General features: G+C 51.2%; 16 protein-coding genes and 1 pseudogene. 8 read left to right on the forward strand and 9 right to left on the reverse strand.

The features are described 5' to 3' along the window. Positions 1–68: 68 nt before the first annotated feature. From E1N14_RS18225 to E1N14_RS18260, 8 genes are all read right to left on the reverse strand, one after another. Positions 69–1403 carry a sensor histidine kinase gene (locus E1N14_RS18225; protein ID WP_025008871.1) on the reverse strand — a complete coding sequence of 445 codons (1335 nt, stop codon included), beginning with the start codon at positions 1401–1403 and terminating at the stop codon, positions 69–71. Next, positions 1400–2824, reverse strand: coding sequence for a sigma-54-dependent transcriptional regulator (locus E1N14_RS18230; RefSeq protein WP_025008870.1), 1425 nt, complete (start codon positions 2822–2824; stop codon positions 1400–1402). Before E1N14_RS18230 ends, E1N14_RS18225 begins: the two co-directional genes overlap by 4 nt. A gap of 126 nt (positions 2825–2950) precedes the next feature. Next, on the reverse strand, positions 2951–4150 hold the full coding sequence (locus tag E1N14_RS18235) for an ABC transporter permease (RefSeq protein ID WP_025008869.1): 1200 nt from the start codon (positions 4148–4150) through the stop codon (positions 2951–2953). 10 nt (positions 4151–4160) lie between these two features. Then, positions 4161–5471: an ABC transporter permease gene (locus tag E1N14_RS18240; RefSeq protein WP_025008868.1), complete on the reverse strand. Its 1311-nt coding sequence runs from the start codon at positions 5469–5471 to the stop codon at positions 4161–4163. Positions 5472–5482: 11 nt separating this feature from the next. Next, complete coding sequence (locus E1N14_RS18245; protein ID WP_028779504.1) at positions 5483–6205, reverse strand: ABC transporter ATP-binding protein; 723 nt, start codon at positions 6203–6205, stop codon at positions 5483–5485. Between the two features lie 35 nt (positions 6206–6240). Beyond that, complete coding sequence (locus tag E1N14_RS18250; protein ID WP_025008867.1) at positions 6241–6489, reverse strand: hypothetical protein; 249 nt, start codon at positions 6487–6489, stop codon at positions 6241–6243. A gap of 10 nt (positions 6490–6499) precedes the next feature. Continuing rightward, positions 6500–7762: an efflux RND transporter periplasmic adaptor subunit gene (locus E1N14_RS18255; RefSeq protein ID WP_025008866.1), complete on the reverse strand. Its 1263-nt coding sequence runs from the start codon at positions 7760–7762 to the stop codon at positions 6500–6502. Positions 7763–8025: 263 nt separating this feature from the next. Beyond that, a complete protein-coding gene (locus E1N14_RS18260; protein WP_062793496.1) occupies positions 8026–8871 on the reverse strand; it encodes a cobalamin-binding protein in 846 nt (281 codons plus the stop codon). Between the two features lie 288 nt (positions 8872–9159). Here E1N14_RS18260 and E1N14_RS18265 point away from each other — a divergent pair, with 288 nt between their 5' ends. The 4 genes from E1N14_RS18265 (at position 9160) to E1N14_RS18280 (ending at position 15257) form a co-directional block, all read left to right on the forward strand. Beyond that, on the forward strand, positions 9160–10572 hold the full coding sequence (locus E1N14_RS18265) for a glycerophosphodiester phosphodiesterase (RefSeq protein WP_025008865.1): 1413 nt from the start codon (positions 9160–9162) through the stop codon (positions 10570–10572). 10 nt (positions 10573–10582) lie between these two features. Continuing rightward, positions 10583–12934, forward strand: coding sequence for a peptidase associated/transthyretin-like domain-containing protein (locus E1N14_RS18270; protein WP_025008864.1), 2352 nt, complete (start codon positions 10583–10585; stop codon positions 12932–12934). 12 nt (positions 12935–12946) lie between these two features. After that, entirely contained in the window at positions 12947–14620 is a 1674-nt protein-coding gene (locus tag E1N14_RS18275) for a hypothetical protein (RefSeq protein WP_025008863.1), read from the forward strand. A 73-nt stretch (positions 14621–14693) separates the two neighbouring features. Then, positions 14694–15257, forward strand: coding sequence for an imm11 family protein (locus E1N14_RS18280; RefSeq protein ID WP_117199955.1), 564 nt, complete (start codon positions 14694–14696; stop codon positions 15255–15257). Positions 15258–15477: 220 nt separating this feature from the next. Here E1N14_RS18280 and E1N14_RS18285 read toward each other — a convergent pair whose 3' ends face one another. Further along, positions 15478–16497: an IS110 family RNA-guided transposase gene (locus E1N14_RS18285; RefSeq protein ID WP_208155349.1), complete on the reverse strand. Its 1020-nt coding sequence runs from the start codon at positions 16495–16497 to the stop codon at positions 15478–15480. A gap of 176 nt (positions 16498–16673) precedes the next feature. On the opposite strand from E1N14_RS18285, the pseudogene E1N14_RS18290 reads away from it, so the two are divergent. The 4 genes and pseudogenes from E1N14_RS18290 (at position 16674) to E1N14_RS18305 (ending at position 23649) form a co-directional block, all read left to right on the forward strand. Further along, a pseudogene (locus tag E1N14_RS18290) lies at positions 16674–17641 on the forward strand (transposase). 470 nt (positions 17642–18111) lie between these two features. Then, positions 18112–22395 carry an RHS repeat domain-containing protein gene (locus E1N14_RS18295; protein ID WP_152134831.1) on the forward strand — a complete coding sequence of 1428 codons (4284 nt, stop codon included), beginning with the start codon at positions 18112–18114 and terminating at the stop codon, positions 22393–22395. A gap of 15 nt (positions 22396–22410) precedes the next feature. Continuing rightward, positions 22411–23214 (forward strand): RHS repeat domain-containing protein, encoded by an 804-nt coding sequence (locus E1N14_RS18300; RefSeq protein WP_025012081.1) that lies wholly within the window; start codon positions 22411–22413, stop codon positions 23212–23214. 33 nt (positions 23215–23247) lie between these two features. Beyond that, positions 23248–23649, forward strand: coding sequence for a hypothetical protein (locus tag E1N14_RS18305; protein ID WP_025012082.1), 402 nt, complete (start codon positions 23248–23250; stop codon positions 23647–23649). Positions 23650–23822 lie beyond the last annotated feature (173 nt).

Below are 23822 nucleotides of genomic sequence, written 5' to 3' on the forward strand. Positions count from 1 at the left end.
CGTATTTACCTGAAAAATAGCTATTTCGGCTGAGTCGAGATCCGTTGAAAATCACCCGAAAGTATGACTCACTGTTGCGGTAACCACAGCTGAACCAGCAAGCCACCATCCTGACGGTTTTGCAGACTGAGACGACCGTCGTGAGCCTCGGCAATCTCTCGGCACAACGCCAGTCCCAGGCCACTGCCCTGAGGCTTGGTGGAATAGAAGGGTAACAGCGCCTGCGACAACACCTCCGCTGACATGCCACTGCCGCGATCCATCACGCAGATACTGACGCCGGCAACCGGGTCGGCAGCATCACTGCGCCAACCGGAGCGGCTGGCTATCTGCAGCTCAATCTCCTCAGGCGCCGAGCCGGACTCATGGGCGTTTTTGAGCAGATTCAGCAACACCTGTTCCAGCTGCACCTCATCGGCCAACAAAGTCAGCGTAGGGGTCTCCAGGCAGACAAAGGCGTAATGCTCAGCCAACTCAGGCAGCAATCGGGCCCATGGAATAACTTGTTTCCTGGGGCTGGGCAGTTTGGCAAAACGGGCATAACCTTCGATAAATTGCCCCAGATGATTGGTGCGATTTTCTATGGTATCGAAGATCAGGCTCAGCTTGGGATCGCGGTTCTCTGTAGTCAAGCGCCGACCCGAGTTGACCATGGAGGCAATAGGCGCCAGCGAGTTATTGAGTTCATGACTGATTACCCGGATCACCTTCTTCCACACCGCTACCTCCTGGCGGTTGAGCTCACGGGTCATCTGCTTGAGCAGCAGCAACTGATGCTGCTGACCATTGAGGTTGAACTGGCCGCGACTCAGGTGCCAGCTCTGGTTTTCGCCTTCCGGCAAGCCGAGATTGAACAGACCATCGCGCTCACTCTCCAGCATTTGGCGCATCTCTTCGCTCACCTTGGCTTTGAGCTCAGAGAGGCTGCTTCCTTCCAGGCCTTTCCTGGCATTGAACAGATGTTTGGCGGCGTCGTTGGCATAAATGATATGACCCACGCTATCGCACAGCAGCATGATATTGGGCGAGTTTTGAATGACCTTATCCAGCAACAATTCCCGCTGGTAAATATGCTGCCGCTCCTGCCTGAGCCGGGCCGACGCCTCGTTGAACAGTTGAGCCAGTCTATCCAGCTCATTGATGCCGCTGTCCGGCAACGAGACACTAAAATCTCGATCAATCAGGTTAAGCATGCCGATTTCCAGCCCCGCCAGGCTGTCACCCAGGGTTCGGGTCAACCTAAGCCCTATGCCCAGAGCTGCCAGCAATCCTGCCACCACCGCCAGCCATAACCATTCAGGCCCCAACCACAACAGACAACCCCACCCGAGCAGCAAACCCAGCAAGGTGCTCAGCAGCATGCCCAGCAGCAGCCTGTGTCTTAGACTGAGTCCTCCTGTCATGCCTGCCTCTTGCCGTCGATACCAAACTTCTCCATCCGCCGATAGAGCGCCTGACGGCTGATGCCAAATGACTTGGCAACCCTAGCGATAACGCCGCCGTGCTCGGCCAGCGCCGCTTCTATTTCCGCCTTACCCGGCTCCTCTGCCCCGGCTGGTTGGCCATGGCTCTCTGGAGCTTGGCCGACACTTGAATCCAAGATAGCTTTCGAGGCGGTTCCCGCTGCCAAACCGAAATCACTGCAGCTCAAAGACTCGCCTCGACTCAGCAAAACAGCGCGTTTACAGGCGTTTTCCAGCTCGCGCACATTGCCGGGCCAGTCGTGGGCCAGCAGTGCCTCTTTGGCACTCTTGTCCAACGTAAGGCTCTTGCTCAGCGCCGAGCTCTTGTTCAAGGCCGCGGCGGCACAAAAGTGCTCCACCAGCGGCAAGATGTCGTCTTTGCGCTGCGCCAATGGCGGCAATGCCAGTTCCACCACATTGAGGCGATAGAAAAGATCCTCGCGAAAACGGCCTTCGATAATGTCTTGGCGCAGATCGGCGTTGGTGGCACTCAGCAGCCTGACCTTGACCTTACGGGTCTGGTGGCTGCCCAGGCGTTCAAACTCGCCGGTCTGCAATACCCGCAGCAGTTTAATCTGCCCGGACAGCGGCAGGTTGCCTATCTCATCCAGAAACAGGGTACCGCCATCGGCCGCTTCGAAACGGCCGATACGGGCCTTGGTGGCGCCGGTAAATGCACCGGCCTCGGCGCCAAACAGCTCGGCTTCCATCAACTCCATCGGCAAGGCGCCGACATTGACCTTAATGAGTGGCTTGTGTTTCAGCGGCGAATTGGCGTGCAGTATGTCCGCCAGTTTATCCTTGCCTGCGCCATTGGGGCCTGTGATCAGCACTGAGACATCCGAGCGTGCCAGTTGCAACGCCAGATCAACACAGCGCTCCATGGCAGCGCTGGCAAATACCAAACCACAGAGATCGGCGCCGTCGAATGCCGCCTGCCGTTGCTGCTCACGCTGCTGCAACTGCTGGTTATCCTGTTGCAGCTTGTAGAGGGAAATCAGGTTGGCGACACTGTTGAGCAACTTGTTGTCATCCCAGGGCTTGGCCAGATAATCGGCGGCCCCGGCCTTCATCAATTCCACTGCCATTTCCAGCTCGGTCCAGGCGGTGAGCAAGATGATTGGCAGTTGCGGCTGACGACTGCGCAAGGCGTGAAACAGTTCCCGCCCTTCCTCCCCCGAGGTGGTGTCGCGGCTGAAATTCATGTCCTGGATCACCAGGCTGACCTCTTCTTGCTCAATAAAGTACAGCGCCTCCTGAGGGCTCTGACAACTGAGCGGCCGATAACCGGCAATTTCCAACATCAGCGACAACGCCTGACATACGGCCTGATTGTCATCGACAACGAGTACAGTATCCATCATGCCTGCTTGTTACATCCTGTTATATCTATTGTAAAAATTATGAGTAAAACTAACCTAAAGCTGCCGCCAACGCGAGCCAAACTGCATGAGCCATGCCGTCGACTCGAATGGGCGGCAGGCGGTTCAGACGCTGCGGGTCGCCATTGCCGGTGAGATATTCGCCGCCCTGCGGGCAGGCAATACCACAGCCACTGTCGTCACCAGCAACATGCCCACCACTGTCAGCAGCGGATAGATGAGGTCGAGCTGTGGCAGGTCATAGTGCTGCATCAGTTGTTGCCCCAACACCACGGCAAGACAAGCCCCCAACAGCCCTCCGGCGATACAGATAAGGTAGTTTTCCGTCAGAAACAGACTCAGGATATCGGCCTTGGTGGCCCCCAAGGCCCGCCGGGTGCCAATCTGTTTGGTGCGGCGCTGAATGTTGAACATCACCATACCTGTCAGGCCTAAACTGGTGATCAGCAGCAGCAAAATCACCATCATGGACAGCACGCTGACCATGAGCTCGTGGTCACGATAGGAGCTTTGCTTTACTTCCTGGATGGATTGGAAATCATCGATCACCCGATTGGGGTTTTCCTTCATCAAGGCCTCGAGGATCTGCTCTTTCAACGCCTTGTGATGCTCGCTCGGCGCCCGCACCATGTAGAAATGCCCGGTGTAATCGACGTTCTGGATCAGGCTGTACTCGAGATCTTTGCTGTCCACCCAGGCACCCTGCAGTTTGTCGACCACACCTATCACTGTGACATTCTCGTCCCTGTCGGCCCAGAGGGTCTTGCCCACAGCGGACTCATTCGGCCAAACCTCATCGGCCAGCGCCTTGCTGATGATCACCAGCTTATTGCTGCCGTTAACATCATCATTGATCTCGTTAGCGTAGAAGTTACGCCCATCCACCAACTTGACCCCCAAGGTTTCCAGGGTATGCTCTGTCCCCAGGTACATGGCAAGCTGAGGCGTCGTCTTGGACGTTTCCGGATCCGGCCCCAGATTCAGCGTGGTGGACCAGCCACTGCCACTGAGCGGCAACATATTGGTGGACGTCGCCGTGACAACATTGGGCAGGCGGCGGAGGATCTGCTGGTCGACCTTGTTCTGCAGCTTGGTATCTATATTGGGGTCGAAGTTGTAGACGGTAAAGGCCAAGATCTCCTGCTCGGCAATCCCAGAATCACGCTGCATCATGGTCAAACGTTCATGGATAATAAAGCTGGCATTGGCGACTATGGCCACCGATAAGATGATCTGCATCAGCAGTAGTATCGGGCCGCTCTTGCTGCGCATCAGGCTGCTGAAAACCGGTTTAATATTTAGCATAGTCAATCCCTTACTGGCTCTTGAGGTAAACGCTTGGTTTAGTGCGGCACACAACCCAAGCCGGATAAAGACCCGCCAACATGGCGGTACCTACCGCTATCCCGGGGGTGATAAACCACATACTCAAAGACAGGTGCGTCAGCCCTTCGGCAACCCCGAAGCGCGCCGACAGGCTATAGAGTGCTCCCCAGGCCCAGGCGAGGCCGAGAAAACCACCCAACAGTCCAATCACGCCCACCTCGACCATGTATTGAGAGAAGATCTGCCCGCGGCTGGCCCCAATGGCGCGGCGCACGCCAACCTCGGGAGCTCGCTTAAGGAACTTGGTCAGCATCAACCCCAGAATATTGACCAGGCAAACACTGAGAAACAGTATGCTCAGCCCCACCAGAATCTTATTGTCCTCGGGCACTACGTGATTTTTCTCCAGCCAGGCGTCTACATCGGACAGCTGCGCCGACTCAGAGGGAGACTTGCCATCGGTAAAGCGCCCCAGTTCTTTTTGCTGCTCGACATACTGAGCGAGGAAGTTCTTATAGGCGGCTCTGTCTTCTGCGCTTGGCAGTTCGACCCAGTACTCGAGCCAGACTTTCTCTGAAACCAGCCGTTCCTGATAGTTGTCCAGGCGCTCATACTTCCAACCCGAGACATTCCCCCAAACCGGAAACTCTTCATGGGCGGCCAGCGAAAACGGAATATACACTTGCTCGGCACTGGCAAAGGCGCCGCTGGTAGGATCGTAATACTTGGGCTGAGGGTTCCAGTCGGCTATCACGCCCACCACCTGAAAGGGTTTGCGGTTGAGATAGACCGTCTTGCCGACGCTGTTCTCGCCACCAAACAGCTTCTGGTTCAGCTTTCTGCCGATAACCACTTGATAGGCCGCTTGCTCGTCCACTGATTTGTCCCAAACGTTGCCATAGAGAAAAGGCACTTCGAACAGCGGGAAGAAGCCGCGGTCTGTCACCCTGACGCCCTGCAACATGGGTAGAACTTCAGGGTCATCCGTTTGCACCGCCATACCACTGCGGAACATGGCGGCCTGCGATTTGGGAAGATCCCCCTTACGCAGATTCATGGCATCCTGAAAAGTGATCAGCGAGTGAAACTCATCCCAGGAATCGGGTCCCTGGCTCCACAGCTGCACTGTGTTGAGTTGCTCGGCGCGATCCCCGGCCGGGTTGAAGGACATCATGCTATACACGTTCAGCGTGGTGATGGTGATCCCTATCCCCACTGAGATGGCCAACACCATCAACAGCGACAATATCGGCGTCTTTTTGATGCTGCGCCAGGCCAGGTCAACATAATAAATAAACATGCTCGCGCTCCTTAGCTGGCCACTTGTTCGGCCACATCCAGCTGCGGCGCCTGTTCGGTTTGATAGCGGCTGAAGTCACACACCTGGCCATCCACTATCTGAATATTGCGCTGGGCGCGGCGGGCCAGCTCCGGGTCATGGGTCACCATGATGATGGTCGTGCCGGCCTTGTTGATCTCTTCCAGCAGTTCCATCACCTGGCGGGCCATCAGGCTGTCCAGGTTACCCGTAGGTTCGTCGGCGAGCAGGAATCTCGGCTCCCCGGCCAAGGCGCGGGCGATGGCCACCCGCTGCTGCTGACCACCCGAGAGTTGTGAGGGCAGATGCTTCATCCTCGCCCCCAGGCCCACCTGCTCCAGCGCCTGCTTCACCCGCTTCTGGCGCTCCTTGGCGCCAAAGCCGCGATAACGCAGTGGTACTTCAACATTCTCCGCCAGATTCAAGTCAGGGATAAGGTTAAAACCCTGAAAGATAAAGCCAATTTTTTCATTACGAATGGCCGCGGCCTTGTTGTCACTCAGGTTGGAGATATTGACATCATCGAGAAAATACTCGCCATGGGTAAAGCCTTCGAGCAGACCTGCGATATTGAGAAAGGTGGTTTTACCCGAGCCCGACGGTCCGGTCACGGCAACAAATTCCCCCTCTTGCACCGACAGATTGAAATCCCGTAACGCATGGGTTTCCACTAAATCCGTTTTGAACACCTTGTTGATATTTTTCATGGTTAACATGGTTTTAGTTCCTTATTTTTGCGTTATTCGGTGAGTTATTTTAGTTTCGTCAGGGCAGACAGGCATTGCCCAAGCCACTGGCCCGGCGCCATCGCGGTATGGCTGACATCGGTAACTTGCCCCGGCTCAGCCGACACAGAGTTGACTGTGGTGGCTTCGATAAGATTGAGTCCCAGCAGGAACCAGTCCGAGGTATCTCGGGTATAGACCAGAGTCGCCACCAGCAACAGCATAAGAGCCAGGGCCGCCACCAGACGTTCGGTGTTGAAGCTTTCGGTTTTCATTCTTCTCTCCTCAGCGAACCAGCACTTGCTCGGCGTCATTGAACAGATCGATATTGGAAATCACCCATTGGTCTCCCACCTCGCCGCCTTCCAGCACCTCGATATGGCTCATGCTGCGGGCGCCGAGTTTGATCTCGGTGCGCTCGGCTATATCCCCCTGAAGACGGTACACCAGGCGGCCACCGCCACTGTTCACGAAGGCGCCGCGCTTGACCATCAGTACATCGGCACGGTTTTCCAACAAGACCCTGGCCGACAGGCGCTGATTCTGCCTCAGGTGCAAAGCGGTATCCTGCTGGAACCGGACCCGGGTAGAGACTTCGCGGTTACGTACTTCGGGGGAGATGGAGGCCAACTTGCCCATCACCATCACGCCGCCGAAGTTGAGTTCCACATCCATCCCCAGCCCCAGTTCATCGGCGTAGGTTTCCGGCACTGCCAACTCAGCCTCGAAGGCACTCAAGTCCACTACGGTCAGGATCGGCTGGCTCTGGGCGATACGGGCTTTTTGTTCCGTCAGCCAGTTACCTATGATGCCGCCAACAGGGGCTGTGATGTTCAGTGCTGCCACCTGACGTTCCAACTCGGCTACCACCAGTGCCTGACGATTGACCTCGGCCGCCTTGTTTTGCAGCTCAAAGGTCAAGGTGTCTTTCATCAGTGCGGCTTCCTGCTGGGCATGGGCATACTGCAGCTTGGCCTTGTGCAACTCATCCTTGCTCTTCTCGTAATCTATCTTGGAGATCAGGCTGGTTTCGATCAGTTGATCGCCGCGGCGGCTCTCCCTGTCTGCGGCCTCCAGATCCACCTTGGCCATATCCAGTGTCTGATTCGCCTTGAGTTGATTACGTCTGGCGTCCAACTTGGCCCGTTCCAGGGCACTCTTCATCCCGTCGAGCAGGGCCTGCTGCTGCTTGAGGCTGTTGGTCAGGCTGTGGCTTTCTATGGTCGCGACCACCTGGCCCTGCTCGACCCTGTCCCCTGGATTGGCTATCAGAGTCACAGTGCCGCCTTCCGGGCTGTAGAGGATTGGTGCGTTGGCGGCGACTATCTTGCCTGTAGTGGCGATATCCCGGGTTAGAGTGCCGCGCTCCAGAGTGGCGAAGCGCAGCTCACTGCGATCTATGGATTCACTGACACCGCTGCCACTGACACTGGCCCACACCAGGCCCGACAGCAACAATACTGCCGCGCCCAGGGTAGCCGGCCACTTGAGGCGACGCGCTAAACTCGGCGCCACTTGCTTGTCTTGTCCGCTGGTATCCTTAATCATCCCGTTTGTTCCTCAATTGAGCTTGTGACCATCTTGTTGCAACTAGGTTTACAAAGCTTGTGCCAAGTTTAGATAGTCATAGTTATCAATTGGTTGGAAAGCAGTGAAGATTTTATTTGTGTCCGCGGACAAGCAGATACTGTCCGCTTTTTGCAAAAGTGTCCGCCTGGCGGACACTTAGTAACAGAAGAATAAATAGAGGCCGGGCTTAAAACGCCTGCAGCAGGATTACCAGACTGGCGCCGAAGCCGGGATGATGATTGTCATAGCCGCTGCCCTTCGCGGGCCTTGTCGAGCACCTTGCAGATAGCCTCAACACCTTCCAGCGCCCTTGGGGTCGCCCGGTGCAGAATATCGGCGTTAAGTGTGTAGATTTGTTCCATTTTCACCGCAGGGATCTCCTGCCATTGGCTCCAATCCAACCGCTTGCCATCGCCCTTTTCATCTGTCTTGATGATCACCTCGGGTTGACTGAGAAGCACATTTTCCATGCTTACCTGGGGATAGGGAGAGCTGCTGTCCTTGAAGACGTTGTTGCCATGGCAGACTTCCAACAACTGCTGGATCCAACTGTCCTGGGCCACTGTCATCAAAGGCTCGGACCAGAGTTGATAGAACACCTTGATCTCCGGCTTGGTGGCATTGTCCCGGCGCAAATTTGCCAATTGCTGCCGGTAGTCGGCAGCCACTTCCCCGGCCTGCTGTCTGTGACCGGTGAGACGCCCTAGCTGTTCCAGCTCTTCGGCAATGCCTTCCAGGGTCTTGGGGTCACTGCCGTAAATGCGATACCCAAGCTTGGTCAGCTGTTCTATATCTTCGCTGCGGTTGCCCGTGTCCCAGACCACCACCAGATCCGGATTCAGCTCTATCACTCTTTCTATCTGTATGCCGTAGTAACCGCCTATTCGGGGAATGGCCTTGGCGGCCTCGGGGAAATCGGCATAGTCTGTGGTGGCCACTATCTGTTCACCCGCGCCTATGGCAAACAACATCTCCACCGCATGGGGAGAAAGCGCCACTATGCGCATGGCGGGCCTGGCACTGACGCTTTTGTTGCCCCCCTTGTTGACTGCTTTGTCGGGCGACTTGGCCTGAGCGACAGGGCTCAGAGCCAAACTGCAAAGCAGGCAGAGTATCAGTCGGTTCACCTGGTTTCCTTGGTTATTCACAATTGTGCTTCAAGCATACCTCAAGCAAGTTGTGAGTAAAACGCGCGGCCCTGGTTATGCGGCCGCAAAAAAGCGCACCATTTGACCAATTAAAAGTCAGCCAATGTTCAGTTTTGAGACAGCACAAGTAAAACTTGTTAAACATTGGCATTACAGGTTGACCGACGGTAAATAATTAATTTTAATACCCTTAATTTATAAATACTTATAGAGCACCAAGGAACCCCTGTGCGTCTCTTTTTCGTCCTGATATTTTGCTGTTTCGGCCTGCTTGGCGGCTGTAAAAGCACCCCATCCGCCCCAGAACCTCAACCCGTAGATCCGCAGAAACTGGCATTGGAACAAGCCTTCAACGCCAGAGGCTTTACTCTGTCACCACTGGATAACATCAATTATCTGGGGGCCAGGCAGTGCAGCAACCTGGAGCTTCAGGCCCACAGAGGCTCGATACGTTTTCCGGAAAACTCGCTGGAAGCCGTCATAGATGCCCTGGATAACCAGTTCGATGTGATTGAAATCGATGTGCGCCTGACCCGGGATGATGTCTGGGTCATTCATCACGATGGCCGTACCGGACGTGAAACCGGCACCATAGACAATAAGCGCCGCAAGATAGAGTCGATTCGCTATGAGAAAGAGTGGGGCTATCTGCGCCAGCGGGACATGCAAACCGGCGCCCTCACAGATACTGTACCGCCCAACTTTCGCCAACTGGCGCAGGTGTTCAGTCGTTATGCCCATAGCGGACAGAAGCTGAATATTGAGATCAAGAGTCGCGCCGGCAGCCGGGATCTGGAGATGCTCGACTATCTGGCCTTCAGTATCATAGGCCAGGGGCGCTACTTCTACAGCAGTCTGGAGCTGGAAAACCTCAAAAAAATTAGGCAGATAAACGACGCTGTATTCCTGTCCTTTATCCAGAGCCCGGCCAAGGCCTCGATGAACAAACTGGCGGCCGATATGAAACGCGGCGCAGGTCAAGACCCCATCTTTTTGCGTAATCAATCCATGCTGGAAGATATTCAGGGTTACGCCAACCGCCGCTACCGGGAAAAGCGCTACGACTCCTCGGCCGGACTCAATAAGCTGAAAAAGGCGCTCAAGTCCAACTTCGGTATCGCCCTGGACATACGCCACTATCGGCAAAACGCCTCTGGGTTCAAATCAGTGGCCCATAACCGCGGCATTCCTGTGGCCAGCTATACCATCAATGGTCATGATTACCACGAACAGAGCCTGCTGGGACTCAAGCGCAGTCAACTGCCCGACTCTGTGATTATCGACGACAGTCTCTATGGCTTTTGCAGCCGCTTCGCCCTGCCGCCCATGCTGCCCTATCATGGCAGCACTGAGCTGACCCGCAAGCTGGCCACGCTGCCCAAGGACCTGGATCTCTCCAAGCTCTCTTTGCTGGAAACCTACTGGCCCAACGGCCTGTATCCGGCGGTGGATGGCAAACTGAAGTCCTTCAAGACAGGCGCTGTGGCCAATAAAGGCAAGGCGTCCCAGTCCGAGTCTGGCGGCGGCTTTGTTCCTGTGATCATGAAAACCCAGGCCGGCCCCAGAGAAAACCAGACCCAAGTAGACCTCACCGCCGATGATGCAGTGAAAATAGAGCTGCGCCGCAGCGAGCAGCAGTGAGGAACCAAGGATGAAAAAACTGTCCTGGCGGGTCTTTTTCCTGCTGCTGAGCGCCGCCTATCTGATCCCAGAGGCCATCTTCAACGCCCAACTGGTTTCTTTGGTGGGCTTGGGCACACCCAAGCCCGAGCAACTCGAACACCTGGAGATTTACGGCCGCACCATTTCCGGGATAGGTGTGACCCTGCTGCTGGCCGATCTCTTGCCGGCGCGGCTGTTCAAAACCGGCCTGAGAGGCAGCCTGACCCTGTTGCTGCTCACCTTGTGCGTCTGGCCCAGCGTGTTTTTCGGTCAAAAATACCTGATAGAACAATGGCTGATTGAACCCTCTACCCCGGAGCAGCGTCAATACGCGGCCTACAGCGCGGCGCTGCGTGATGCCCTGGCGGTTAACGCGGTCGAAGTCGAAGGTCTCAACTACGACCCCAAAGAGCTGCACAGCTCTGAAAACCTGACCTTTCTGGCCCTGTTCGGCGGCCTGGCCTATGCCGACCACAACCTCACCGACAACCTGGATGATTACAAGCAGAAGATCATTCACAACTTCGTGCAAAAGCGGGCCTATCGCGACTTTGACCAGCACTATCACGACTTTGGTCAACTCTATGATGAACTGTCGGCCAGCTATCGCAGTTATGCCGAAGGCTCCAACCGCTACAACCAGACCCTGGCCGGGATCCCGGAGCGGGAGATGGGTTACTGGCAGAACATAGAGCAGGAGGTCAATCAGGGATGGGGCAAGTATCAACAGGCGCAAAAGGCCCATGTGGCCAAGGCCGGTGCCAGGGCCCAGGAATATGGCCCCAAGATCTTCGCCTACCATGAAGATACCAACCGCTGCCAGGAACGCTACAAGAAGTCGTCCCAGAAAGAACGTCGCTATCAATGTATAGAACGGGAAAACGCCCGCTACAAGACAATGATCTCCAAGGCAGGGCTCGGCTACATAGATCCCAACTACTGGTTGATAGTCGAAGACATCAGCACAGGTGAAAACCTGCTGTCCAGCGCCCTGTTCGGGGTGATGACCGCCGGTGTCGGCACCGCCATGCAGGCGCTGAGCCTGGCCACAGGTGGCGATGGCGGTCTTAAGGACAAACGCTATAAGTACACAGACGATCCGGATCATTACCAGCGTCTGTTCTTGGCCCATCCCAAATTCCAGGCAATGTTTGAAAAGGAAACCGGCTATCCGTTCAACATAGCGTCACTGGCCGACTTCAGGGTGCATCCTGTGACTCAGGTGAAACTGCGCCGGGCCCTCAAGGCCAAGGGGCTGAAACTGCCGGACAGCTGGCATATCAGCAATCGTCCGCTGTTTAGTCAAAGCGTGGCCAAGACGGTTAAGGCCGAAGCCGATGCCCGCTGGCAGAGCGAGATGCGTAAACGCGGTTTGGACTTGCCCATCAACTTAAGTTGGAACGCCTTCCAGTTGCATCCGCAGATCCAACGCAAGATAGCCGCTCGCATGGGCGATCTCTATGTGCCGAACGTCCGCGCCGACTGGAACCAGGCCAACTTCAAACGCCATGTGCTGGATCCCAACATCCAGAAGCGTACCCAGAGTTACCTGCAGATGTTGGCCGAATCCGAACGTGAATTTGCCGATGGCGGACGCTATGCCGAGCAAGGCAAGCAGGCGCTGCGATCTGTGATTATTCCGCCCATCTCCATGTCACTCAGCCTGTTTTTGCTCTGTATGACCTTTATCAAGCTGCCGCTGAAGACGCTGCAGCTGTTCCGCCCCGGCGCGAGTCAAGCAAGTGCCAGCGAAGACAGTACCGGCATAAATGAGAATGCCACTGAAAGTGCCAAGTCCGGCAAACGCCGCTGGCTGGCATTGACCGCCAAGCTGTTGCCGCCCCTGTTACTGCTGACCTTGCCGGTGCTTTTGGTGCAAAACCGCTACACCCAGGATGATACCAGCCCGGTGAACTACTTCCTCACCAAGGTGGAACAGTCCGGCAATATCGGCTTTGCCTACGCCCTGCGCTGGACACTGCACGCCCAGCCGCTGCTGCATCCTTTGGGGCTGAGCTTTGAGCAACACACGGGTATCTATCAGGCCTTCTCGCCACTGGCGCATTCACTGGCCAAGATAGACTTGCTGCACAAGAGCACTCCAACGCCACTCAAGGCCAGCGAGCTGGCACCGACCGAGACACGCCTCAAGGTCGAAACCAATGTGAACAACGCAAATATCAGGATCATGAACATCGGCCCCAAGTATCACCCGGGGATCCGGCTTAAACCGGGCAACTACGATGTGCTGGTAAGCGCCCCCGGTTATCAGACCTACCGCAAATGGCACAGCCTGAATGGCGGCGAACAAACACTGACAATCCGTCTTTTACCCCATTGACAAGGAAACTGAATGCACCACTGCAATCAACCCATTTATGCCAAGGAAAACTTCTGCGGTCACTGCGGAGAGTCCCTGCCTGAGCAGCCCAAACTGAAGAACATTGAGGATGTCGCCCCTGAGATCCTAAAAGATCTTAAACCCCACTATTCCGGCGCCAGGACGTTCACCGGCCGGGTCAACTCCAGTTTCCTCTACAAGCGGCGCCGGGTAGACAGTGGCAATAACCTCACCTACAGCTACTGGTGGCTTGAGCTGGAAGACAAGGACGGCAACATAGAGCGGGTCAGTGTCAATGCCGAGAACAAGTTCTACGACCAGCTTCGCCGCGGCGATGTGCTGACCTTGTTCTACCCGACAGACTACACCCTGAATTACCGCATCGAAGGTAAAGACGCCAAACGCCTGGTCAGCCATAACCATATGGCTCCGGCCGCTATCAGTCATGAAGCCGACGGTCAACGCTCCACCATAGTGCCCGACTATGAGCCGGGTAGCCAATCCAGCGCCTTCTGGTGGCTGCTGCTGGGGATTGCCAGCGCCTTGTTGCTGTACTTTGGTGCCAAACAACCCACAGAAATCGCTATCGGGGTGGCCGTGGTTCTGTCTGTGGTGTGTTTCATTCTGGAACGTCAACGCAACCAGAAGAAGCACACCAGGGAACTGCGCCGCTACGAGGCGCTGCAACTGGCGATGAAACGCCTGTTGTCTGTCACCCAAGAAGCGCTGGGCTACCATATCGCCCAGCGGCCGAGAAAAGACTCGGATATTTTCTGCTTCAAATGCCAGAGTCGCATCGACGGCGAGCACGGCTACTGTGTTCAATGCGGCAGCTCGCAGCAGCAAGCACCGGCAACGGCCGCCAACAGCCTCAGTGTCCGCGATGAGGAAGAGGCCATGATGCAGCAATACAGCCTGAGTTACCGTGAGCCCTATCTGCACAAACATGTCTTGGCCAGCGATGAAAAGGGTGAAGTCAGCGTTTCTTGCATCATGGGCAAAGTGCTCGACAGAAGTGCCAGCGCCAGTGTCGATGACTTCACGGTCACCACCACTAAAACCACCACCACAGACCATTATGTGGGTAACAGATTTTCCCACAGCACCACAGACACTGAAACCAGCAGCCATCGCAGCCGCAGCTCCAACGTTGATGGCGAAGTCTTGCTGCAACTGGCCGATGGTGAAGTGCGGGAGATGCGCTTCGGCGAAGATCTGTTGGGGGATCTGGATGTGGGCGATTGGATGATTTACGCCAGTTCAAGGGCCAAATTGGGCGTTGATGACTATAACCGTGAGTACGCCTATAACCTGACCAAGAGCAAACGTTATAACAACACATCTTTCCAGCAATACGGCAAGCTCAACGGCGCAGGCACCTGGATCTTGTTGGCGATTGCCGCCTTGGTCTTCAACTTCTGGGGCCCGGATCATATCTGGTATCCGCTGTTCGATATGCTCTACTTCCCGCTGCTGGATCCCATCTACAGCACCTCCTTCTTTAGACACAACCTGACACTGGTAGTGTTTATCATGGTCAGTGCAGTACTCCTGGTGTGGACCCTACTTTATGGTCGGCGTAACCAAGAGCGTAAGCGCAAACTGCTGTCACGCCTGACCGACCATATCGACGGTTTTACCCGCGCCATCCCAGAGTTGAAGGAAAAGCTTAAACGTATGGGCTAACGCCGGTTTATACTCCCCAAGCCACCTCTCGAGGTGGCTTTTTTGCCCCAGAGAAAAATATAGAGAATTGAGAATGCAAGTAGCCTATATAAACGAAGACATGAATGAAGGGGAATCACTATTTAGTGCGGTCGATATTCGCTCGTCACTTTATGATGACAATGATTTTATCCCAACAAGTTGTCTGAATGAGATTGTATGGCAGGACACTGACATCCTCGATATTGAAGCGTTGGACTTAATCAGAGGGGGCGCTTTTAATGTTACCAAGGAGATAGCCGAATTAATCATGAGCTTTGACCCTTACGGGGTCGAAGTCTATCCCTCCAAGTTAACCTGCGCCGGCACAGGTGTTTTAACCGATCGTTATATCCTGGCAGTAGACAACTTGGTGGATGCCGTCGATACCGAAAACAGCATCAAAATAACCAACGCTACCACCCGGTTTTTCTTATCGGCTGAAAAAATCAACAAACTTCCCGAAAGTACAAGACATGTATTCAAACCGATAGGAATGACGAAAACATTCTTCTCTATTGAACTACTGGAAGCCCTCATACGCCTGGACGAGGAAGGAAAGATAAACACCAGCATTGTGGCTTTCTCATTTGATACATCTGAAGAAGCACCTAAATAACTTATATGGACACCTCTCCGATGCAAGCACCGGCAGGTCTCTTTCTGACAAAGTAGCCACACACATATATCCGGCTTCGTGAGCCCTGATGAACATCCGTACTCTCTGTCCTCATTAGTGCCATGGCTTTTAGCAGCCCAGCTATTTGTCAGGTTCACAGAGAGTCGGTTCTACCTGTCAGCACATCAACTCTTTGGACTTATTAAAATCAGTTAGTTACTTAACGATATACTCTGTTTTTTTGGTTTATTAGCGCCCACGCTATTCGGGCATTTTTGTTAGCCAGCGCCACTACAGCTTTGTTTACGCCACTTCGGGCAATAATACCTTTCAGCCACCGCTGGAGACCTCCACATCGTTCTTCCGGAAGGTTGATGACCCGGTAAACCACTGAGCGGGCGCCATGAATAAGCAGTCCTCGCAGATAACCATCTCCGCGTTTTGTTATCCCGAGTAGTCTGACTTTACCACCACTGCTGTGCTCCTTCGGAACCAGCCCCAGATAGCTGGCAAAATGCCGGCCATTCTGAAAATCAGCGCTGTCGCCCAGAGCTACCGTCAAGGCTGAAGCCCCTAATGGCCCGATACCAGGTATGCTTTTCAGTCTGAGGGTATCCTCATTTTGCTGGCTGATAAGCGCAAGGCGCAGATCCAGAGTTTTAATCCGCTGCTGATTGTCCTGAAGTTCCTGCAACATCTCATGGAACAGCTCCCGGCTGAGCGTGGTGAGCTCATTTTCTGCATCCTCCAGGTGCTCAGGCAGGTGGGCCATAATTTTATGAGCCCCTTCCGGTATGGCGATACCGTATTCCAGGCCTAGCCCCCGTATCTGGTTAATCAGCGCGGTTTTGTTTTTCATCAGCCGCTGGCGAACCCGGTGCAGACACTGAATATCCTGCTGTTCAATAGACTTCTCCGGCACATAGCGCATATCCGGGCGACTGTCAGCTTCGACAATTGCAGCTGCATCATTTTTGTCATTTTTACTGCCCATTCTGAAGGGGGCAACATACTGTGGACTGATTTGTTTAACTTCATGTCCGTATTGCCTGAACTGGCGTGACCAGTAATTTGCACTGCCGCACGCTTCCATCACAATACGGGACGGAGGCTGCTGAACAATAAACGCCGTCAATTTTTCACGGGTGATCATTTTATTCGCTTTCTTCTCACCCTGCGCAGATACAATATTCACCTGAAAAACTCGCTTTGCCAGATCAATTCCGATAATTTGTTCCATGGGACACCTCTTCATATTGCTGTTGGTTTGCACTTACAGCATGGCTCACTGAAGTCTTTGTGGGGAGGTGTCCATTTCATTAGTTCCAAATAATAGATCACGGGAAGGGAACTCAGTCCCGTTTGAGCGATCAGAGCTATCGCCAGACAAACCTAACTCTCGCACAAGAACTGAGCATGCCCACCTTAGCAACACTTTGCCGCGCTGAAAGCAGGCACATACAGAAATGGATCCAAAAAACTAAAGATAAGCACTTGTCTCGACGTCTTATGCAATGTTGATGTTGTATCAAGGGCATTCGATTACTCAGGCTCATCACGTGACCGGAGCGGCCCGCTCCAGCATTGGTCGATGGCTGGATTGGTACACCCAATGCGGCTCTGAAGGGCTTAACTCTGAGAAACCGGGGCGGCCAACCATGCAACCCATTGAGTCCTTGCTACTTGCACTATCTTTATTAATTCAGCTGTGTCCGCAGGATTTTGGTTATCAGCCTAGCCGCTGAAGCAGCGAGTTACTGGTCATGGAGGTTAATGTACAGCTTAAGCTCAGCATTGCCGCATCAACCGTCCATCGATGATTACCCCAAGCAAATATCGTCCGGCACCGTGCAGCCCCAACATTACGTATCAAAGAACCTTGCAAAAATGAGAAAATGACGCTTATAAATCAAGCCTTTGAAGAATGTAGTATAGAGCACCCGGTATTCTATGAGGATGAAGTAGACATCGACTTGAATCCCAAGATAGGGGCGGACTGGATGCCCAAAGGACAACAGAAGCGCTTTATCACTCCCGGCTGCAATTGTAAACATTACCTGGCTGGAACGAGCGCTTATGGCTAAATCACTGATCCTATTTGTGCTACATCTTGCTGACCCCTTGTGGCGCAAGAGTTTCCGGACATGTGCTCCTGAAGCCCAGCTCATCAGGCTTGGTGTTTTAACTGCGTCAAGTTACTACTTGGAGACGATATCGGTGCAGTGTTCTACTGTTTGGAACAGTAATTTAGCTCTGCATGAAACGGTAACATGCAATCATAGTTGCAAGACCATGCGGGACCCCTCTGTAGGGTATGGCGATTTATGGAAACGGTTTCACCATTTCCGGGCAGCGTACACGACACAGCAGAAATGTCGCAATAAAAGGATCAGTTATTTAGGTATGTCTATTATTCTCTTTGCTGCTGATAGCTTTGTTGGCAGAAATCCAGCTTTAGTGAATAGCTCTGGCAAACAGGTATCAGGGATGGCCGCTGAGGTTTCAAGCCAATATGATACGTAGCAGAAGCGTGCTATCTGTTCTCAGTCTTGGTAAGAGATGTGACGTCCGGAATTCTCAATCAAAGAATCGCATTTCCGCTGGGCTTAGGGTGAATTTCTGAAACTGGTTAACACCTCCGGGAAGCCCGAATTATAAGGGGCTCCTTCAGTGCTTAGATAGAAGCCTATTCTTACAACACTTAAAGTTAACAAATTAACTCAAAATTGTTTAAATTATGAAAACGAAAAATGTTATTTAATCCAAAATGTTTCTACCGTGTTTTTTAATTGAATTTTTTTTGTTTTCATGATTAATTGTGAAAATTGTATCCAAGGAGTTAGGATTTATAGGTATGAATAAGTTTTCCACTCTAGCGCTTTCGGCCATAGTATCAACTCTTCCAGTACTGAGTTTTGCATCAGAATTATCGCCTTACGCGGACAGAGTCGGTGTAGATGTACTTGATAATCTCAACGTGACACAAGATCTTGCCACTTACACCACTGACTTATTTGGTGATGCTATTGATCCATCCTTTGGCAGCATAAAATTCTCTCAAGTGGATGTAGATATTCCCGGGAATTCACAACTGCCAGTTCAAATAGTAAGGGTTCTTTCCAGTCCTGATGGATGGTTTAACGACACTCGGGAATTTGCTTCTTGGAGCCTTGAACTTCCACATATCCGTACATCTATAGTCAGGGGCCCAAATGCAATACACAGGGGAGGTTGGTCAACTGGCACGGCCTGCTCATCTCCAATTAATCCTGCTGACATTGACTTTGGTGAATACCACTTGAGCGGTGATGATTACTGGGGAGGGGAAACAATATCAATTCCGGGTATAGGTATCGAAAAAATACTGGTAAATACTGCTAGAGAAAAAGTGACACTTAAACGTTGGAAAATCCAATGCTTTAACAGTCCTAACGGATATGAAGGTTTTAAAATAACTGATGACAAGGGAAATAAATATACATTTGACAAATTAAAGCTAGTCCAACATGACAAGGTTATCCAAGTTCATCCAAGAAGTTCATCAATGACCTGTGATGATGTAGTTATAATGTGTGAAGGACCAACACTTCCAGGAGGAGGAACAGGTTCTGGCGTAGCAATATTATATAAAGTTTCAACCTTTATGTTACCTAGCCGTATTGAAGATAAGTATGGAAATTGGGTTGCATATGAGTATACAGGGGACAATCTAACCAAAATACATGCAAATGATGGAAGAAGTATACTTATAAACTATATGAATGGGAATGTATCATCCGTTAATTACAACGGGAAAACCATAAATTACCAATACAATACAGATAATGTAAAAACACTAAGCAAGGTGACTCGGCCAGACGGGAAGCATTGGTCATTTTATAGCGAAAAAACAAATGGAAAGCCTGGAAACCGTTTCTGGAATAAAGCCAGTAGAGGTTACCTCGAAAACTATCCAATGGGTACAGATTGCCTAAAAGGAGGTTTTGCGATTGAACCTTATATCAAGATAACGCATCCAGATGGTGCCTCTGGTGAATTTTTTATAAGTCAAGAGTATCACGGCCGTACTGAAGTACCGAAAATGCCAAGGGACAATCCCCATAGGTGGAACCAGAAATTAGTGGGTTATCATGTGCCCAAATGTGTCTCGACATATTCATTGAGAAAAAAGACATTAGATATAAATGGAGAAGAACTTGAATGGTTATATGATTACTCATCTAATGATGGAGCCTTTAAAGGGGAAAATAAGCAATTAGCCTATGGTATAAATACGATGGCACTTGATTATACAGACCTTGGAGATTTAAAAATAACTGAGGTTACAAAACCAGACGGCTCATTTGAGCGACTTTTCTTCAATCGTCGTTGGGGTTGGGAACACAACCAGCAAGTATTCAAAGATGTATATAACTCTAATGGAGAACTTTTATCTCGGACAAGAAGTGATGTAGTCAAAGGGCAACACATTGGTATATCTATGCTCAAATATGACGATGCATCATCCTCTAAAATTTTAAAAAAAACAGACAGCGTAACTCTATATAATGACGCAGTTGAAATTGGGAAATATACAACATCTTATACAAAGTTTAACCAGTATGATGAGCCTGAGATTCATAAGCAAGTTAACAACCTGAATGACAGTATTTGGTATAAAAAACTATATCACCATAATACGGCGATCAATCTGCTTAACGTACCGGCTGGAGTCATGGTTTCCCGTGATGGCGTGAACTGGAAAGAAGCCAATCGGCAAGAGTTTTACACGTCTGGAAATGGGATCGGCCAAGTTTACCGTAGTTGGATTGCAGGGAAACACATATCCACAAACACTTATCATACAGACGGCAATTTACTCCAAACCAGTTATAACGGTTCAAACCGCTACGAGAAGTTTGAAAACTATTACCGCGGAAAGGCGCGCAAGATAACGCTTCCCTGTGCCACCACCAATGGTTGCACGACGGTCAACGGCAGTACCGCCAACACCATGGTGGCCCTGTTGGAAGTCAATGCGGATGGCACCACCAAGAGCGTAACAGACTTTAATGGCAATAAGGCCTCCTACAGTTACAACCCTATTGGTTGGCTAACCAAAATCGACTATGCCGACCCCAAGTGGGCAGACAAAGTTATCAGTTATGCAACGGTCACAACGGCCAATGACGGTATTTCCGGCAGTGGGATAGCTGCGGGCAGTTTGCGTCAAAGTATCAGCCAGGGTAATTACGAAAAACGGGTCTACCATGATGCACTGTTGCGCCCGGTATTTACCCGGGAGCGGGATATCGCCAATGGGGCAACAACGCGCTATCAGGCCTTTGAGTACGACCATGAAAACCGTCAAACCTTGGCAAGCTTCCCAAGCAGCAATGCCGCCAGCCGGGTGGGAATGGCAACAGAATATGATGTCTTGGGGCGAATAGTCACTCAAACGCGTACCAGTGATAACAGCAGCAGTAGTCGCGACTATTTGACCGGAAACAAAGTAGCCGTTACGGACAGTGAAGGAAACACCACCACTACGACCTATTTGGCCTATGGTCAACCGACCTATGACAAACCACTGTTGATTGAAGCTCCAAACACTGATGATATCAGCCTGGATTACAACGAATTTGCACAAGTTACCTCAATTCGTCAGGGCAATATCACCGAAAAACGGCTATACGACAACTATCAACAGTTGTGTAAGTCTGTTCGCCCCGAAACCGGTATTACGGCTTATGGTTACAATGCCCAGCGTCAACAGATATGGCGGGCCCTGGGCACCAATGGCAGCAGTACCAGTTGTGATGCCGCGTCAGTCCCGGCCAGCCACAAAACGTTGCTGGGCTACGATAATTTGGGACAATTGCGAACCGAAAATTTTCCGGATACTACACCGGATAGAACTTACAGCTACGACGCCAACGGCAATCTGAGAGCCTTGACTGCTGGTAATATCAGCTGGAGCTACTTATACAACAGCCAAAATGCAATCGATAAAGAAACCCTGAGTCTGGACGGCAAGTCTTTCGTACTGGATTGGGAATACAACAATCTGGGAGCCGTCAGTTCATTGAAGTACCCATCAGGTGCATTGGTTGATTTTGCTCCCAATGCCTTGGGGCAAGCGACCAAGGCCGGCAGTTATGTCACAGGTGTGACTTATCACCCCAACGGCCAGGTGAAACAATTTACATTCGGGAATGGCATTGTTCGCAATGTCGAGATGGATACCAGTGGCCGAATCGATTTGCTCACCGACAGCAAGAGCGGCGTGATAAAGAACAAACTCGACCCCAGCTACGATGGCAACGATAACCTGGTTCGCCTCATTGACTGGGTGGACAGAAACAATGATATCGACAATCTGGTTTACGACGGTGTTGACCGCTTGCTCAGTGCCGATGGCCGCTGGGGTACAGGTCGTTATACCTACGACGGTATGGGGAATATCCTCAGCCGCACACTGAATAACGTCAACATAGGTTATAGCTATAACAACCTGAATCAACTGAGTAAATTGAGCGGTGCCTACGCTTATGGTTATCAGTACGATACCCGCGGCAATGTCATCCATAATGGCCGTTACCCGCTCAGTTATAACCTGGGACAGCAAATGGTCTCAGCCAAAGGTATCAACTACAGCTACGATGGCCATAGTCGTCGGGTACGCAAAACTGAAAGCGGTAAAAACAGTTACAGTGTGTACAGTCAGGGGGGCCAGTTGTTACATCGAGTATCTGAAAACGGCATGAAGACTGACAGTATATATTTGGGCAAAACCATAGTTGCTGAAGTGGATGGAGCCATTGCTGCAAATGAAGTATTAGCAGAGCCAAAAGTTACTATTTATATTGAGAAAATGTATAGCAGTAGTGACTGTAGTGAGAGGTTTTGTACATCGGACTTAGGAAACCAAGAATATGCTGTAACTTGGGAAAGTGCCCTGGCTTCAGAATGTCATGGCTCTGTAATGAATGGCTCTGGCGCAACAGTTAGTTCGTTATCGGGTTTGCGTGGCTGGAAACTCTATCCAATCAACGATTCTTATACAGTAACACTAACTTGCTCCGGAGCGGGAGGAAGTGTCACAGTATCTAAATCAACAGACAGTGCCCAATCAGGCCCTGAATTCCACCCAATGTAATCAAGGATTGATGATATGAAATTTTTCCATAAAAATTTATTTTTATTGATCGCTTTATTATTTTCCAATCCAGCTCTATCGGAAACAGTGCGTTATCAGCATACAGATATGCTGGGGTCAGTCGTTGCAGAATCGGACAGTGCCGGTAACATCACCAGTCGCAGTCATTACGAGCCGTTTGGCAAACGATTGGGGGGAGACAAGGCCGGCATAGGTTACACTGGCCACCTGCAGGATGAGGACTTGAACCTGACCTATATGCAGGCACGCTACTATGATCCACTGATAGGCCGCTTCTATGCCAATGATCCGATTGGATTCAGGGATGTGCATAGCTTTAATAGGTATTCCTATGCCAATAATAATCCGTATAAGTATGTGGATCCAGACGGAAAAACAGCTATGGCCGCGTGTGCTGCTGGGCCCTTTGGCTGTGGTGTAGGGCTAGCTATTACGGGTTTAACAATATTAGCTGCAAGTGGAGATGCTGATGTAGATGAGGCGGTAAAACTCATTTCAGAAGGTTCTTTTGATACTAAAAATGTAGGGACTAATCCAACAACTGGAGAGCCAGGATGCATTAGTACTTGTAATGGTAAAACAGGAAAAGCTAAACAGATTCGAATTTATGGGCAAGATGGCAAACCTGAAACTGATATAGATGTTGACCATCATCATGATGGTAAAAAGCCACATGCACATGACTGGAAAGAAGGACGACGATCTCAAGGTGACGAAGTTCGTGATGTAACACCTAATGAACAGAAATTAATAGATGATTTAATAATCCCTATTGAACCGCCTGAAACATCTGAATAAGATCTAGGTTGGTAATTTTTATTGGATAAAAATATGACTGAAATAAAAATTGTACTTAATGATGCAGCTGAAGTTGTGACACCTGCACTTCATGATTTTGATGTCAAGTCATTAAAAATAATTAAAAAAAACTTGCTTCTATTTTTAAGTGAGAGGGATAAAGAATTCGTTGTTAAGTTTGTTGAAGTCGAACAGATGGTCATGGATGGTTTTCATGAACAAAATATAATTTTAGATTTATTGCTGTTAAGCAGCACGAATTGCTCAATGGAAGAATTGATACGGTCACAGCAACATCTAGGACTCAAGTGCGATCTTAATAGTGAGATAATGCATAAATACAAAAATGGATATCTTATCTATTCGATATTATATCCTTCAGTAGGATTAGATTTACAAGTTCTATCAAAAGAAGTTCATGTATACCAGAATTAAAGTGTACTAACGCAGACTTTATCTGACAGTTATCCATTTTTCAATCGGTGACTGTCAGTTTATATTTGAGCTAAATTTTTCTCAGCTCAAATCGATTTCCGGAAAACGGAAAAACAGGACAGCCAGATCTTTTTTGATGTTTCGCACACCCTCGACTAAATAGCAGTTCCAAA

It is taken from the genome of Shewanella algae (genome assembly GCF_009183365.2).
In the GTDB taxonomy this organism is placed as follows: domain Bacteria; phylum Pseudomonadota; class Gammaproteobacteria; order Enterobacterales; family Shewanellaceae; genus Shewanella; species Shewanella algae.